Source organism: Lactobacillus kefiranofaciens (genome assembly GCF_900103655.1).
Classification (GTDB): Bacteria; Bacillota; Bacilli; order Lactobacillales; family Lactobacillaceae; genus Lactobacillus; species Lactobacillus kefiranofaciens.
Genome location: NZ_FMXC01000002.1, coordinates 101,225 through 114,739 on the forward strand (window position 1 = coordinate 101,225; position 13,515 = coordinate 114,739).

The following is a 13,515-nucleotide window of genomic DNA, read 5'->3' on the forward strand; positions in this document are numbered from 1 at the left end:
CAAGCGATTTATACTCGTCGTTCAGTTTTAACACTACGTAACGTGAAGTCTGTTCAACTAGCTGACTGGGGAAAGCCTTAACTCGACAGTGCCTGTTTAACCCGTTGGCATCTCTGGATCTTGCTGGGCGTCAGCGTATATTTACGTAGGAGTCTCACCTAACAGTTCATTTGCTTTAATTATTTTTAACAGTGCTAGGGTAAGACAAAAAAATATTCTAATCAACCTCTTTAAATAAATCTTTAAAATTTTAATGAAAATAGCCCTATCCATCCCCGTATTTTAATGCGGGGATGGATAGGGCTCAAGCTGACCCTTAGGTCAGCTTTTTTTATTATAATTTAGAGACATATGTTCCCTTTTCCGGTAAAATATAAATATTAAATCTACGAGGAGGTGAAAAAATATGAAGAGAATGAGTAGTTTGGCTTGTCACTTCGGCATTAAGTTGCGCTTTTATCCTAGTTCCAAGCAGAAGAAAATCATTAAACTAAACTATGATGCTCAACGCTTTGTCTACAACTCTTATGTAGGACGCAATCGGACTAATTATCATGCTCGACGTTTCTTAGCTAGTAGACAGTGCCAAGCGATGCCTTTTGTTTTTTCTGCTCTTAATCGCTATGAAACTGAGTTGGCAGAAACAGTGGCCGCTAATAACGAACTGCTGGCTAAGCCCAAGAATATCCGCAATGCTTACAGCTTCTTACGCGTTAAAGAAATAGATAGTCTAGCGCTGGCTAATACAATTCAAAACTATCAGAAGGCTTGGAACAACTACCGCAAGATCGGACATGGAATACCGACTTTCCACAAGAAACGCAGCGACTGGTCATACCAAACCAACTGCCAATATCCTAAGCAGCTTGAAGCTTATCTTGATAATGGAACTGCTAAGTTTATCGATGACAAACACGTTAAATTGCCTAAGCTGGGCGTTGTCCGCATTGCTGGTTTTAGAAAATTAATTGAAGCTCGTTTGCTTAATCATATTCCGACAAGAATTGGCACAGTGACGATCAAAAAGACCGCTGATAATCAGTTTTATTTATCAATGCAGCTAGGCAGTGACGTATCTTTTGTCAAAGACCTGCCTAAAACGCAGAGTCAAATTGGCATTGATCTCAATCTTGATAATTTCTTGACTGAATCAAACGGGGCTATGGTGGCTAATCCACGCTTTTACCGCAAAGCTAAAAAGAAGCTTGCCCATGCTCAACGCGTGCTCTCTCGCAGACAAAGACGAGCTAAGCAAGAAGGACGCAATTTGCGGACGGCAAGCAACTATCAGAAGCAGCGTCTGGCAGTTGCTAAACTGCACGACAAGATTCGCAGACAGCGTGCAGACTTCTTACAAGCACTCTCAACTGCATTAATCAAAAACCACGATTTAGTAGTTGCCGAGGAGTTAAGAAGCAAGAACTTGTTAAAGAATCATGCCTTATCTCAAGCAATCTCTGATGTTGGCTGGCGCAGCTTTCTTAACATGCTGGCTTATAAGGCTCAGCTATATGGCAAAGAATTCCTGACTATTGATCCTAAATACACCACTCAGCGCTGTCATGCTTGTGGCAGTATTATGGGACAAAATGGCTATCGAAAATTAACGCTTAGGGATCGGGAATGGGCTTGCCCGATGTGTCATACACATCATATCCGCGATTGGAATGCGGCAATAAACATCTTGGAAAAAGGACAAAAGCTGTGGCAGAATCCTAAGACAAAAGAAAAAGCAGCCTAAAAAAATTGCAGTCCGTTAGCAACTCACGGACTTAAAAGGCTTTGGTAATTAGGCGACCTCTGCTGGCAATAGTTGCAAGATTATCGTCGGCAAGTCAAGCCTGTATCTAAGCAAGCTGGTGTTCTGGTTAGCGCAAGCTAACGAGCCACCAAGCCTCAGAATTTATTCTGGGGTAGTTGACGAAAACTAAAAAACTTATTCACATTATCTGTGAATAAGTCAATTTTTTACCAAATATGAAGCAACCTGGTTGAATCTAGCTTGCTTAAATTGAATTGATGCACGTGCTGCTTAGGATTCTCTGGAAATTCCTTAACAAAATCAGCCACGTTGTAAAGGCCAGTTTCATATGTCCAAACTCCCTTTACTTTTCTAATCGGATCCAGCATCTCATTTCTAATTGGATATGCCGAAATCAAAAAATGCTTGTGGTGGAACTTGAAAACAAAGTACGGCAGCTTGAACTGCTTAACTGCTTCTTCTTCCGTTTTTGCAATGGAGACTACATTGCGATACGTGCCGTATTTTTCAGTAAATTTATTATTAAATGAAAAATAGAAGTTCGAGATATGCACATGTGGAAAATCCTCTTCATCCACTTTATCCGGCACAGCAATCACATGTGAGTACCGATCTAAATTGCTTTCTCTTTGTGATAAAGCATGTTCCATCTGATTAGGAACGATCTTGTGAGCCCAATATGGCACCTCAGGATGTGCTTCATATGAATGATACATCTGCTTAACTACTTCTGGCTTCACCCAGTCATAGTGCATTCTGGTTTGATTGCGTTTAAGCAGACTCTCCAAAGTGTTGTGCTGCATTAAATCCACAACAAAACACTCATAATGATACTTATCTACCCATGGCTTAAAATGTTCAATTGCACTAGGAACGATATGCGTCCCATCCACAATCACGGTTTCACCATGTTCCATTTTGTGTTCAACAAGGTGATCCACCATTTGCTCAGTACGCACGGTTACGTGCCGCGGAATAACTTGGTGTAAAACATCCGCGTCCTCTTGATAATAAACTGTCAAATCTGCCAATAGTAGCCTAATATGATCACGGCTGATCGCATAAGGCGTTAAGTGATGGCGAGCAATAAAAGAAGATTTACCGGAGCCAGGTGCACCTCGTAATAAAAATAATTTACGCATTGCCTACTACTCCAAACTAAATATACTTGAAATCATTATTGATTTTACCATAGATGGATAGAAATCATTATTAAGAGTATTAAAAAAATGCACCGTAGTGCATTTTTTTAGCGTAAAATTTCTTTTTTAATAATATTTAATTGATCATCCATTGTATAAACAATCGGTTCTGCATTCGGCACCTCAAGTTTTACAATATCATGGTCATTAATCTGCTCTAGTTTTTTGATTAAAGCACGCAAACTAGAGCCATGAGCCACGATCAATTGATCTTCACCGTTCATTAGCCTACTAGCAATATGGTCATGATAATATGGCATTAAGCGATTTTGCGTTTGATGCAAGCTTTCTGCACGCGGCATTAAATGTTGGTCACACAACTTGTAACGCCGATCAATAATGGGCGAGCCTTGTGCGGGTGGCACCGAATCAAAACCCCGCCGCCACAGTAAGACTTGTTCTACACCAAAGACTTTGCGCGAGATATCTTTGTTAAGACCTCTAAGAGCACCATAGTGACGTTCATTCAGCCGCCATGTCTTAGTCATCGGCAGCCATAATAAATTGCAGGTCTCGGCAACAATATTAGCCGTAACAATAGCCCGTGACAAAACGGAAGTATGGATATGCGTAGGAGCAAAATCTGAGATAGTATTAATCAATTCACCCGCTTGTCTGGCCTGCTCTTCACCTTTTTTAGTTAATGGAACATCATTCCAGCCTGTATAAACGTTGGCGGCATTGGCTACACTTTCGCCATGCCGAACTAATACTAATTTTGCCATTCTAAGATTCCTTTATTTGATTAAACTTCTGACAATCATTACAATTCCGCCAATAGTAAAAATAATACCCAAAATCATAAAGGCTGCAATGCCAAACTTATTATTGGGTTGGTGGCGCCTGTTAAAAGCATAGGACATATCATAAATTCCCATGATTAAAACGATTACTGCTGTAAAAATATTAACATTAAACATTTTTTCACCTAATTTTCGTTATTGCCACGGCCAGGAACAATCATCTTATCATTACGTCCGCGTTCGCATTCTGCCTGCAAAGTAACGTGATTGATGCCCAGTTCTTGCTTAAGCTTTTTACCAATTTTTTGATATAAGTTCTCCAATTCATCCGCATGCAAATTGCGATCCACATTGATATGGGCGTCCATCATGATGAAATCGTCACTATAGCGCCAAACATGGACGTGGTGAATATTTTGGACGACTGGAAAAGATAAAACAATTTTATTCACTTCAGCTAAGTCAACATCAGGATTAGACTCCATCAAGACGTTGGCCGCCTTCATCGTAATCTCGTAAGCTTCATGCAAAACAAACAGCGAAACCAAAATGGTTAAAACCGGGTCAAGCCAAGTCACATTCCAAAAGTAAATGAAAACCGCACCGATTACTACGGCAACACTGGATAAAGCATCGCTCAACATATGAATAAAAGTAGAGCGAACATTTAGATTGCCCTTTGCATCTCGATGCATCGCCAACATTGAAATTACATTAGCTAACAGACCAATAATGGAAACCACTAGCATGATTCCGCCATGAATATGTTCCGGCTTCCAGAAGCGCTGGATTGCTTCCACAAACAATACAACACTAATGACAATTAGGATAACCCCGTTAGTAAAAGCAGCCAAGATCTCGGCTCGATCATAGCCAAAAGTTTTCTTAGTATTGCGACTTCTTCTACTAATCAAATGAGCTACAAAGGACAAGATAATTGCCCCGACATCACTCAGGTTGTGCACCGCATCTGACAGCAATGCTAATGAACCTGACAAAATACCACCCAAAAATTCAGCGATGGTAATAACAACATTTAGCAATGTGACAAACACATAGCGTTTAGTTGTATGATCTTTATTCATAAATATTTTCCTCTCGTTATCAGTGTACCAAAAAAGGCCCCGCTTATGCAGTAGGACTTTTCTATAGTTTATTCGCATCCATATTGTAATCAACAATCTCAAATTTTCCATTGTCATGCAAGATACCACGAGTAACGCTACCATTATTAGGAAAAAGAATGTCGTGGTTGCCATCGCTTTGATCCCAGTACTTGATTGCGAGTGTCTTAATAAAATCGCCGTGGCTGACTAACAACACTCTTTGTTCATTCTTAGTCAAATCGCCTAAAACTTGAATTGCGCGGACCATTCTTTCATCAAGTTCATCTTTATCTTCAGCCAAATGACGGGGATCTGCCTTTTTAGCAGCCTCACGGAATTTGCGCAAACCCACTTGATTGATAATTTTGGCAACATCATCTTCATGTCCTATGCCTGCTGCCATTGCGACTTGATCCCAGGTTTTATTAATATCGTCACCCTCAAAAGTACCAAAGAAGACTTCCCGAAACTCAGGCAGCTTTCTGATCTTGCCAATATCTGAAACCACATTAGCATTCTTCATCAAGTGAACGGTATCAATTGCTCTCTTTAGGTCCGATGAATACATGTTATCAAAATGCACCTGACTCAAAGCACTAGCTGTTCTCTTTAAATCATTAATCCCCTTAACAGTTAAAGGAGAATCGCACCAGCCTTGCACCTTATTCAATTGATTAAACATCGTCTCACCGTGGCGAACTAAATAAACTTCTGTTGCCATTAAATTCTCACTCCCTTTGCATTACTAAATATTGTATCAAATTTAGCGCAGATACGCTGTATAAAAGAAGTAGCCAGCTTGAATAAATGCTAAAGTCGCAATAAAAATCCTAACCGGTTTTTCGGGTACATGACGTAAAATGATAGGCCCAATGTAGCCACCAATAAACATTCCGATTGCTAGGGGAATAGCCTGCAGCCAATAAATGTGCGAGGTAAAGATATAGATAATAAGAGCAACTAGGTTGGCGAAACCACAAATTACATTCTTAATCGCGTTAATGACAATAAATTTTTCACCAGCAATATAAGTTAACAATACTAAGACAATGACGCCACCAGCTGCACCAAAATAGCCTGTATAAGCACCCATGATTAGCAAGGCAATAAAGTAAAGAATCTTTAACCCAAGTGGCTGTTTTTTAGTATTCAGAACATGCTGCTGGCCTGAAACGATGATCATGATCCCGGAAAATGCAATGAAGAATGGCACCGCTTTTTCAAAAACACTAGAAGGAAAGGCAAGCAAAGCCATGCAGCCCATAATTGAACCGATAACGGTAAAAATGGTGTAGAACCAGACCTGTTTCCAATGTCCTTTCAATTCTTTAGTTGAAGAAATAGTCGCACCTAAGCTGTTCCAAATTAGCGCTGCGTCGTTAGTAACGTTGGCAAAAACTGGTGCCCACCGCCAATAAAACTGGGTATGAAGCTAGCGAGGCCATTGAAGCAATTGAAGATAACAATCCACCGGCCACGCCACCAATTAATAGAAATATTACTGTCCAAATCGTCATTTGCAAGCCCTTCCTTTAAGTTGTGTAGTTTATTATAATTTTTATGGTTATTAACGTAAAGGAAGTGATTAAATGTCCACATTTGATACATTAGTTTTTATCCCCGAAGGCAGCCTTTTAAATGAAAAGTTGGCCGAGAAAAACGCTTTGCGTCAAACTTTGAAGCAATACGACTTAGATTGGGGACCGGCAGAAAGGTTGAAATATACCAGCCTGCAAAAGCAATTCAAGATTTTGTCCCACGACGATCAAATTAATTTGGCTCTATCTACCTTTTTAAAAGAAGATCATGAAAAGACGCGCGCGATTTTTGATGAAAAGATGAAAGAGCAAACTCACCTCGTTAAAGGTGCGACTGATTTTCTGGATGAGGTCACTGGATCGCTTAACTTGATTTTGCTGGCTAAAGAAACTAAAGCCCAGATCGAACCACGCTTAGCTCCTAGTGAACTTCTTAGTTCATTTGACGCGGCCTATTTTGCAGATGATTTTAAAGAAAAGTTGCCTAGCAAAAATATTTTTTCCCAAATTCTAAAAGAGCATCCCGAGATTGACCCGGATAATGTTTTAGTCATTGGTACGAATTTAGATGAAGAAATTCAAGGCGCTGAAAACGCCAACTTAAAGTCATTATGGCTAACGCCCAAGAAAGACAAGATTCCGATTTCACCTCACCCTACTCTGCACCTGAGCAAATTATCGGACTTATTGTTTTACCTAGATATCAATTAACCCTTATAATGAAATTAACAGGAAGGATGATTTTTTAATGGCAAAAGTTGTTGTAGTATTCGCAGATGGCTGCGAAGAAGTTGAAGGCTTAAGCGTTGTTGACGTATTGCGTCGTCTCGGCGTTGACTGCGATATGGTTGGTTTAACTAGTAAAGATGTTGATGGTGACCACCACATTAAGTTAACTTGCGACAAGGTCGTCAATGATAGCTTGCTTGATTATGATTTAGTCGCATTCCCAGGCGGCATGACTGGCTCAGCTAACTTGCGCGATAATGAAAAGTTACGTGACTTGATGGTTAAGCGTCACGAAGCTGGTAAGTGGGATGCCGCAATGTGTGCTGCTCCACGTGCTTTGGCTCGTTACGGCGTATTAAAGGATGCTGACTTTACTTGCTATCCTGGCATTGAAGATGAATGCTTGAAGTATGATAAGAGTGCTAAATTTAGCGAAAAGATCACTGTAACCGATAAAGAACATAAAATTTTAACTAGCCGTGGTCCTGCTACCGCTTGGGCATTTGCTTATGCTATCGCTGAAGTCCTTGGTGTTGACACTAAACAATTAAAGCACGGTATGCTTTATGACTACTTAGCTGACAATATTCAAGATAGTTTATAAACATGAAGAAAAGCTCCGAACTTTTCGGAGCTTTTTTATTTTTCCTTCAATTTTTGATTTATTTCCTTAACGTCTTGATATAATTGCCAAAAATATAAGCCATAAGCAATCAGATACATTAAGACGAAAGCTCCAGTAACTACTAAGAAAAACTTAATCGATAAGAAAAAATCATTAATTACTAATTCGAAAGCAAAATATGCAATATAACAAACAAAGAAATTTACAATAATTTGCTTTCTTAATGACCATTGCGTTTGCTCAAAAACTAATCCAGCCAAGTTGAAAAATGCACCAATCGCAAAAGTAGCAATCAACCAAAAAATTAAGCTAGTAAACGAAACTTGAACATGTTGCCAATTTTCTCCTGTTTGAAGCATGGTTTCTACTACATACCAAACCATTCCAATTCCAATACCGATCATTCCACTTACTAAAAACGATGTTACTCTTTTCATAATCCTAACCTTTCCTTCAAATCTTTAATTTTTCTTCTAGAAATTTGTACCCGTATCTGATTTTTCATAATGACATCAATATTGCCGCCATCCATAATCTCCAAATGATCAATTTTCCGATAATTAATAATTGCACTTCTTGATGCTGTTAAAAAATCATGTGGTAAGACATTCTTAATTTGATACAGCCGTCCTTTATAACGATAATTTTGAGCTTCGTCATAAATTACAGTCTGTTCACTCTCAACTTGAATCAAATAAATGTTTTCAAACTTCACGGGAACAATTTCATCATCCTGGTTGCACCAGACCATGTCTTGTTCACCACTTAGTTCCTTGCCTAATTGGCTGAATTTATCCGTCATCTTTTTTAACCAAAATTCAGCATGTTCTTCTGGTAACTGATTATCAATGTTAAATTTTACCTTCATCCTTTTTCCTCCTTTCTTGTTTATTAGTGTAGCTGGAAAAATATTTTAAATTTAAGAATTTCGGTGAATGGTTAATTCTTGTGGGTAAACGGTGGAAAAGTACGTTTGGAAGATAAAAAAAGCATCCCAAATTGGGATACTTTTAGAAAACTTGGTGACCAATTGTGACCATTTTATAGATTATTTTAATAAATTTCATCTTTCAAGACTGTAAGTTGAACAGCTTCTTAACTTAATATACAATACCGATAAAAACAATATTATTTTTATTAGGAGGTAGAGGCGTGCTTAAAAACAAATTAAATATATATTTAGTAATCCTTGTAATTATTTCAACCTCAGTCAATTTATGGTGTACTTGGACAAGTAACTCTAAAGAATTGAAATTATTTTTATGTATTGTATGTCTCATTGGCTGGGGAATATACACATATGAAACTATAAAATCAAAAAAGAAAAAGTAATTATAGTTAATCATATGTAATATCCATAAATGATTATTAACTTACATTTAATTAAAGAATGTACAAAAAAAGCATCCCAAATCGGGATGCTTTTTGTATAAACGTAAAATCCAAAGATTAACGCTTTGAGAATTGAGAAGCTTTACGGGCTTTCTTCAAACCTGGCTTCTTTCTTTCCTTCATTCTTGGGTCACGGGTTAAGAAACCTGCCTTCTTAAGTGGGCCACGAAAATCTGGGTCCACTTCAAGAAGAGCACGTGCAACACCGAGACGGATTGCTCCAGCTTGGCCTGAGAAGCCACCACCGTTAACATTAACGTGGACGTCGTATTGACCGTCAGTTTCAGTTAATGTTAAAGGTTGCTTCAAATCTTTAACCAAGTTAGGGAATGGAATGTATTGATCAACATCTTTGTCGTTAACAGTGATCTTACCGTTACCTGGTACTAAACGAACACGCGCAACTGAATCCTTGCGGCGACCAGTACCTGTGTATGCAGCTTGTTGTGCCATTATTTAACCTCCTAATTAAATTAACTTGTTGATATCTAACTTTTCAGGCTTTTGTGCTTCATGCTTGTGATCTTCACCAGCATAAACGTGCATCTTCAAGAATTCTTGGTGACCAAGAGTATTCTTTGGAAGCATGCCCTTAACTGAGATTTCAACCATCTTAACTGGGTTATTAGCAAGCAACTCACCGTATGAAACAGCTTTTAAACCACCGCGCCATTCTGAGTGGTGGTAGTAGATCTTGTCTGAAGCCTTTTTACCAGTTAACTTAATCTTTGAAGCGTTGATAACAATAACGTTATCACCGGTATCAACATTAGGTGTGTATTGAGGCTTATTCTTACCTCTCAAAATAGTGGCTACAGCTGCAGAAAGACGACCTAAAGATACGTCAGTTGCATCAATAATGTACCACTTACGTTCGATTTCACTAGATTTTGCTAATGGTGTAGTACGCAATTTAAATTCCTCCGTTTACTTGCAGTTTGAAAACAATAAGTTTCCGGGGCCTATCGTGGACAAACATACTATACTAGAGTACGTCCTTTTGCAATAAAAGTCAATTATAAATACCGGTCTTGACGATATTTTTGTGGTACATCATCATAAAAAACATGATAAAGATATAATCCACTAGCATGGGCTGTTTGACGAACTTCCTGTCTATCCTTAGCTGCAATTACTCTTTTTAGATCATGCAATGGACGACGCTCATTGCCAATTTCTAGTAATGCGGCTACCATGATTCGTACCATATTATATAAAAAACCTGAACCGATAAAATCAAAAATTACCTCATTTTCCTTTTCGTCTTTGGTAATATTTACATAATAAATTGTTCTGACTTTATCTTCAATTTGACCACCACTAGCTGCAAAACTAGTAAAATCATGTTTTCCTAATAAGTCACGTCCAGCTTCCTGCATTTTTTTCACATCAAGCGCATAAGGAAAATGTCCCGTGTAAAAACGTTTAAAAGGATTGACAAAATGATCCAAACTGACACGATAACGATACCATTTTCCTTTAATCGAATACCGTGCATGAAAATTTTCATCAACTATTTGACAATCAGTAAAAATAATATCAGTAGGCATCATGGAATTAAGCGCTAAAATCATTTTATTGGCTGGTATTGCCTTTCCTGGGTAATCAAAGTGAATTACCTGCCCTAGTGCATGAACGCTCGCATCGGTCCGGCCAGAGCCTTGTACGATAACTCGTTGTCCTTTAGTCATCTTCTTAAGAGCATCTTCAACAGTTCCTTGGACTGTACGTTGATCTGGCTGCAATTGAAAGCCATGGAATAAATGTCCATCATAAGACATTGTCATTTTATATCTTGTCAACATAATTAATGGTTCCTAAAAATCAATAATAATACTACTAACAATATGAAATATGCTAAGTCAAGCAAATCATATTTTGACCATCTTAAAACTCGATATTTTGTCCGTCCTTGGCTACCGCGATAACCGCGTGATTCCATTGCAGTTGACAAATCTATCGCTGTCTCCAATGAATGAATAAACAATGGTACCAAGATAGGCGTAATTGCCTTAGCTCGCTTAATCAATCCACCATCATTAAAATCAGCTCCGCGAGACCTTTGAGCATTCATAATTTTAAAGGTTTCATCAAACAACGTTGGAACAAATCTTAATGCAATAGAGATTACCAAAGCAATTTTATCTACAGGTACTTTAAATATTTTCAATGGCTTTAATAACCACTCCATAGCGTCTGCAATTTCAAGGGGCATCGTAGTTACTGTCATTACTGTGGAAATAAGAATAATTAGCGTAAAACGAATAAAAATATAAATTGCATTAACAATCCCATAACTAGACAATGTAAAAATCCACCACTGCCAATAAACTTTTCCACCAGTCATAAAAAATAATTGTAATAAAGCCGTGAAAAAAATCAAACCAATTAATGGTTTAACTCCATTCCAAAACACCCGTACTTTAAGCTTAGTAGTAAAAACCGCTAAAAAACAAAACAGCGTAATTATTCCATAACTAATAGGGTTATTAGCCAAAAGAATGGTAAAAATAAATAAAATAGTGATTAATAACTTCCCCCGAGGATCCATCTTATAAATTAGAGCATTCCCTGGGATATATCGTCCCACAATTATTTTACTCACTTGCTTCACCCCACAAATTATCTTTAATCTCATTAGCTAATTGTTCAAGCGTTAATGGATTTTTTTCAAAATTAAAATTAGATAAACTTGACGCAAACAGACTAGGAGTAGGTTCATCTAGATAATGCCTTTTGAGCCAGTTCTTGTCCGCAAAAACTTCTTCTGGCCGAGCATGCTTGATTAATTTACCATTCTCCATCACTAAAACATCATCTGCATATTCAGCCACATCATTCATATTATGTGTTACTAAAATCACAGTATGACCCGCTTTTTGATAGTCAACAAATAGTTGCATCATTTCTCTGCGAGCCCGTGGATCTAATCCTGCTGCTGGTTCATCCAAACATAATACTTGTGGCTCTATGGCCATTACTCCAGCAATGGCTACTCGACGCATCTGACCACCGGATAGTTCAAACGGAGAATTAGATATTATGCTTTCTGATAAACCAACTTTTTTTAGCCATTTTAATGCTTTCTTCTTAGCCTCTACTTCACTAGCGCCAAAATTCTTAGGACCAAACTCAACATCTTCAAGTACAGTATTCTCAAATAATTGAGCTTCTGGAAATTGAAACACTAAACTAACTTGTTTACGTAGATTTTTCAAATTTTTATTACTAGTACTTGACGTAATATGATATCCAGCAATGTCAATTGTTCCTGTACTCGGCTTTAACAAAGCATTAAAATGCTGCATCATGGTGGATTTACCACTACCAGTATGACCTATTAATGCCACAAAACTATGATCAGCTATTTCAAAAGAAACATTGTCTAACCCCTTTTTCTCCATTGAAGTCCCCGGAGAATATACATAATCTACTTTTTCAAATTTAATTGACATAGATATTGTTTCAACTCATCTTTCGTCTTTACATTCTGCGGAATTTTAATGCCTATTTGATCCAATTTACTAATTAATTTTTCAGTAAAGGGAATATCTAATCCTATCTCTCGCAGCATTTCAGTTTTACTAAAAACCTCTGCTGGAATATCTTGTGCTAATATTTGACCATCATTTAAAACAAGAACTTCATCTGCTAAATTAGCTTCTTCAATATCATGAGTAATTGAAATAATCGTTAACTTTTTCTCCAACATTAACTTTTTAATAATTCCTAGTATCTGCTCTCGTCCATTCGGATCCAACATTGAAGTTGATTCATCGAAAATAATAACGTCAGGCTCTACAGCTAGAATTCCAGCAATCGCTATTCTTTGTTTTTGACCACCAGATAAATTTGCAGGTTCTGCATTAATATAGTCCAACATTCCTACATCGGATAAAACTCGTTGAACCCTATCTAACATTTGGTCTCTTGGAACTCCACGATTCTCTAATCCAAAAGCGACATCATCACCAACAGTCGCACCTACAAATTGATTATCAGGATTCTGAAAAACTATCCCAACTTTTTCCCTAATATTCCAAACATTCTGGGGTGTAAGTTTTATTCCTTCTACCTTAATTTCACTTTTTTCATTTTGATCAGGAATAAGCAATCCGTTAATTAGTTTAGAAATAGTTGATTTACCACTACCATTATGACCAATTAAAGCTGTCCATAATCCCTTTTTTATTCGGAAACTAACATCATGCAAAACAGATTTTTTCGCATCTGGGTATGTGAACGACACATTCTTAAATTCAACGGCACTATTGTCTGCCATTTTTTTCACTCCCCCCCTTATCAATTACTTAATAGTAATTGTAACAGAAAAAAGAGCAAAAAAAATCACCCATGAAGAGGGATGATTCTAATCATCTAAGCTAGACTAAGCTTGCGCCATCATCTTTACGCTTATT

At 37.7% G+C, this 13,515-nt stretch carries 16 protein-coding genes, 1 pseudogene and 1 riboswitch; of the genes and pseudogenes, 3 read left to right on the plus strand and 14 right to left on the minus strand.

Annotation, left to right across the window (positions count from 1 at the left end; translation table 11 throughout):
* Positions 1–5: 5 nt before the first annotated feature.
* Positions 6–173: riboswitch (M-box (ykoK) riboswitch) on the minus strand.
* A gap of 233 nt (positions 174–406) precedes the next feature.
* Positions 407–1,741, plus strand: a complete 1,335-nt coding sequence (locus BLP58_RS01690) for an RNA-guided endonuclease InsQ/TnpB family protein (protein WP_013853536.1) — start codon at positions 407–409, stop codon at positions 1,739–1,741.
* A gap of 227 nt (positions 1,742–1,968) precedes the next feature.
* Here the strand turns inward: BLP58_RS01690 and BLP58_RS01695 are convergent, their stop codons facing one another.
* From BLP58_RS01695 to BLP58_RS01720, 6 genes and pseudogenes are all read right to left on the minus strand, one after another.
* A complete protein-coding gene (locus BLP58_RS01695; RefSeq protein ID WP_013853535.1) occupies positions 1,969–2,904 on the minus strand; it encodes an AAA family ATPase in 936 nt (311 codons plus the stop codon).
* Positions 2,905–3,011: 107 nt separating this feature from the next.
* Positions 3,012–3,689, minus strand: coding sequence for a 2,3-bisphosphoglycerate-dependent phosphoglycerate mutase (locus BLP58_RS01700; protein ID WP_025084052.1), 678 nt, complete (start codon positions 3,687–3,689; stop codon positions 3,012–3,014).
* Between the two features lie 12 nt (positions 3,690–3,701).
* On the minus strand, positions 3,702–3,884 hold the full coding sequence (locus BLP58_RS01705; RefSeq protein ID WP_013853533.1) for a hypothetical protein: 183 nt from the start codon (positions 3,882–3,884) through the stop codon (positions 3,702–3,704).
* Between the two features lie 8 nt (positions 3,885–3,892).
* Complete coding sequence (locus BLP58_RS01710; RefSeq protein ID WP_013853532.1) at positions 3,893–4,792, minus strand: cation diffusion facilitator family transporter; 900 nt, start codon at positions 4,790–4,792, stop codon at positions 3,893–3,895.
* 61 nt (positions 4,793–4,853) lie between these two features.
* On the minus strand, positions 4,854–5,534 hold the full coding sequence (locus BLP58_RS01715) for a histidine phosphatase family protein (RefSeq protein ID WP_013853531.1): 681 nt from the start codon (positions 5,532–5,534) through the stop codon (positions 4,854–4,856).
* A gap of 42 nt (positions 5,535–5,576) precedes the next feature.
* Positions 5,577–6,330, minus strand: a pseudogene (locus BLP58_RS01720) (sulfite exporter TauE/SafE family protein).
* A gap of 72 nt (positions 6,331–6,402) precedes the next feature.
* On the opposite strand from BLP58_RS01720, the gene BLP58_RS01725 reads away from it, so the two are divergent.
* Together BLP58_RS01725 and BLP58_RS01730 are read left to right on the plus strand one after the other, a co-directional pair.
* Positions 6,403–7,062: an HAD family hydrolase gene (locus tag BLP58_RS01725; RefSeq protein ID WP_013853528.1), complete on the plus strand. Its 660-nt coding sequence runs from the start codon at positions 6,403–6,405 to the stop codon at positions 7,060–7,062.
* 37 nt (positions 7,063–7,099) lie between these two features.
* A complete protein-coding gene (locus BLP58_RS01730; protein WP_013853527.1) occupies positions 7,100–7,684 on the plus strand; it encodes a DJ-1 family glyoxalase III in 585 nt (194 codons plus the stop codon).
* A gap of 35 nt (positions 7,685–7,719) precedes the next feature.
* On the opposite strand, the gene BLP58_RS01735 is transcribed toward BLP58_RS01730, so the two are convergent.
* The 8 genes from BLP58_RS01735 to BLP58_RS01770 form a co-directional block, all read right to left on the minus strand.
* Entirely contained in the window at positions 7,720–8,142 is a 423-nt protein-coding gene (locus BLP58_RS01735) for a DUF3021 domain-containing protein (protein WP_013853526.1), read from the minus strand.
* Positions 8,139–8,573: a LytTR family DNA-binding domain-containing protein gene (locus BLP58_RS01740; RefSeq protein ID WP_013853525.1), complete on the minus strand. Its 435-nt coding sequence runs from the start codon at positions 8,571–8,573 to the stop codon at positions 8,139–8,141. Before BLP58_RS01740 ends, BLP58_RS01735 begins: the two co-directional genes overlap by 4 nt.
* Before the next feature lie 581 nt (positions 8,574–9,154).
* Entirely contained in the window at positions 9,155–9,550 is a 396-nt protein-coding gene (gene rpsI / locus BLP58_RS01745; RefSeq protein WP_013853524.1) for a 30S ribosomal protein S9, read from the minus strand.
* 15 nt (positions 9,551–9,565) lie between these two features.
* On the minus strand, positions 9,566–10,009 hold the full coding sequence (gene rplM / locus BLP58_RS01750) for a 50S ribosomal protein L13 (RefSeq protein ID WP_013853523.1): 444 nt from the start codon (positions 10,007–10,009) through the stop codon (positions 9,566–9,568).
* A gap of 104 nt (positions 10,010–10,113) precedes the next feature.
* Positions 10,114–10,902 carry a tRNA pseudouridine(38-40) synthase TruA gene (truA, locus tag BLP58_RS01755; RefSeq protein ID WP_013853522.1) on the minus strand — a complete coding sequence of 263 codons (789 nt, stop codon included), beginning with the start codon at positions 10,900–10,902 and terminating at the stop codon, positions 10,114–10,116.
* A 2-nt stretch (positions 10,903–10,904) separates the two neighbouring features.
* Positions 10,905–11,702 (minus strand): energy-coupling factor transporter transmembrane component T family protein, encoded by a 798-nt coding sequence (locus tag BLP58_RS01760; protein ID WP_013853521.1) that lies wholly within the window; start codon positions 11,700–11,702, stop codon positions 10,905–10,907.
* Positions 11,695–12,552: an energy-coupling factor transporter ATPase gene (locus BLP58_RS01765; RefSeq protein ID WP_025084051.1), complete on the minus strand. Its 858-nt coding sequence runs from the start codon at positions 12,550–12,552 to the stop codon at positions 11,695–11,697. Before BLP58_RS01765 ends, BLP58_RS01760 begins: the two co-directional genes overlap by 8 nt.
* Positions 12,528–13,379, minus strand: a complete 852-nt coding sequence (locus BLP58_RS01770; RefSeq protein ID WP_013853519.1) for an energy-coupling factor transporter ATPase — start codon at positions 13,377–13,379, stop codon at positions 12,528–12,530. The genes BLP58_RS01765 and BLP58_RS01770 overlap by 25 nt, the downstream gene beginning before the upstream one ends.
* Between the last annotated feature and the right edge of the window lie 136 nt (positions 13,380–13,515).

Coding starts and splice junctions, on each gene's coding strand:
- BLP58_RS01690 (WP_013853536.1), top strand. CDS start 407: ATGAAGAGAATGAGTAGTTTGGCTTGTCACTTCGGCATTAAGTTGCGC.
- BLP58_RS01695 (WP_013853535.1), bottom strand. CDS start 2,904: ATGCGTAAATTATTTTTATTACGAGGTGCACCTGGCTCCGGTAAATCT.
- BLP58_RS01700 (WP_025084052.1), bottom strand. CDS start 3,689: ATGGCAAAATTAGTATTAGTTCGGCATGGCGAAAGTGTAGCCAATGCC.
- BLP58_RS01705 (WP_013853533.1), bottom strand. CDS start 3,884: ATGTTTAATGTTAATATTTTTACAGCAGTAATCGTTTTAATCATGGGA.
- BLP58_RS01710 (WP_013853532.1), bottom strand. CDS start 4,792: ATGAATAAAGATCATACAACTAAACGCTATGTGTTTGTCACATTGCTA.
- BLP58_RS01715 (WP_013853531.1), bottom strand. CDS start 5,534: ATGGCAACAGAAGTTTATTTAGTTCGCCACGGTGAGACGATGTTTAAT.
- BLP58_RS01725 (WP_013853528.1), top strand. CDS start 6,403: ATGTCCACATTTGATACATTAGTTTTTATCCCCGAAGGCAGCCTTTTA.
- BLP58_RS01730 (WP_013853527.1), top strand. CDS start 7,100: ATGGCAAAAGTTGTTGTAGTATTCGCAGATGGCTGCGAAGAAGTTGAA.
- BLP58_RS01735 (WP_013853526.1), bottom strand. CDS start 8,142: ATGAAAAGAGTAACATCGTTTTTAGTAAGTGGAATGATCGGTATTGGA.
- BLP58_RS01740 (WP_013853525.1), bottom strand. CDS start 8,573: ATGAAGGTAAAATTTAACATTGATAATCAGTTACCAGAAGAACATGCT.
- rpsI (WP_013853524.1), bottom strand. CDS start 9,550: ATGGCACAACAAGCTGCATACACAGGTACTGGTCGCCGCAAGGATTCA.
- truA (WP_013853522.1), bottom strand. CDS start 10,902: ATGTTGACAAGATATAAAATGACAATGTCTTATGATGGACATTTATTC.
- BLP58_RS01765 (WP_025084051.1), bottom strand. CDS start 12,552: ATGTCAATTAAATTTGAAAAAGTAGATTATGTATATTCTCCGGGGACT.
- BLP58_RS01770 (WP_013853519.1), bottom strand. CDS start 13,379: ATGGCAGACAATAGTGCCGTTGAATTTAAGAATGTGTCGTTCACATAC.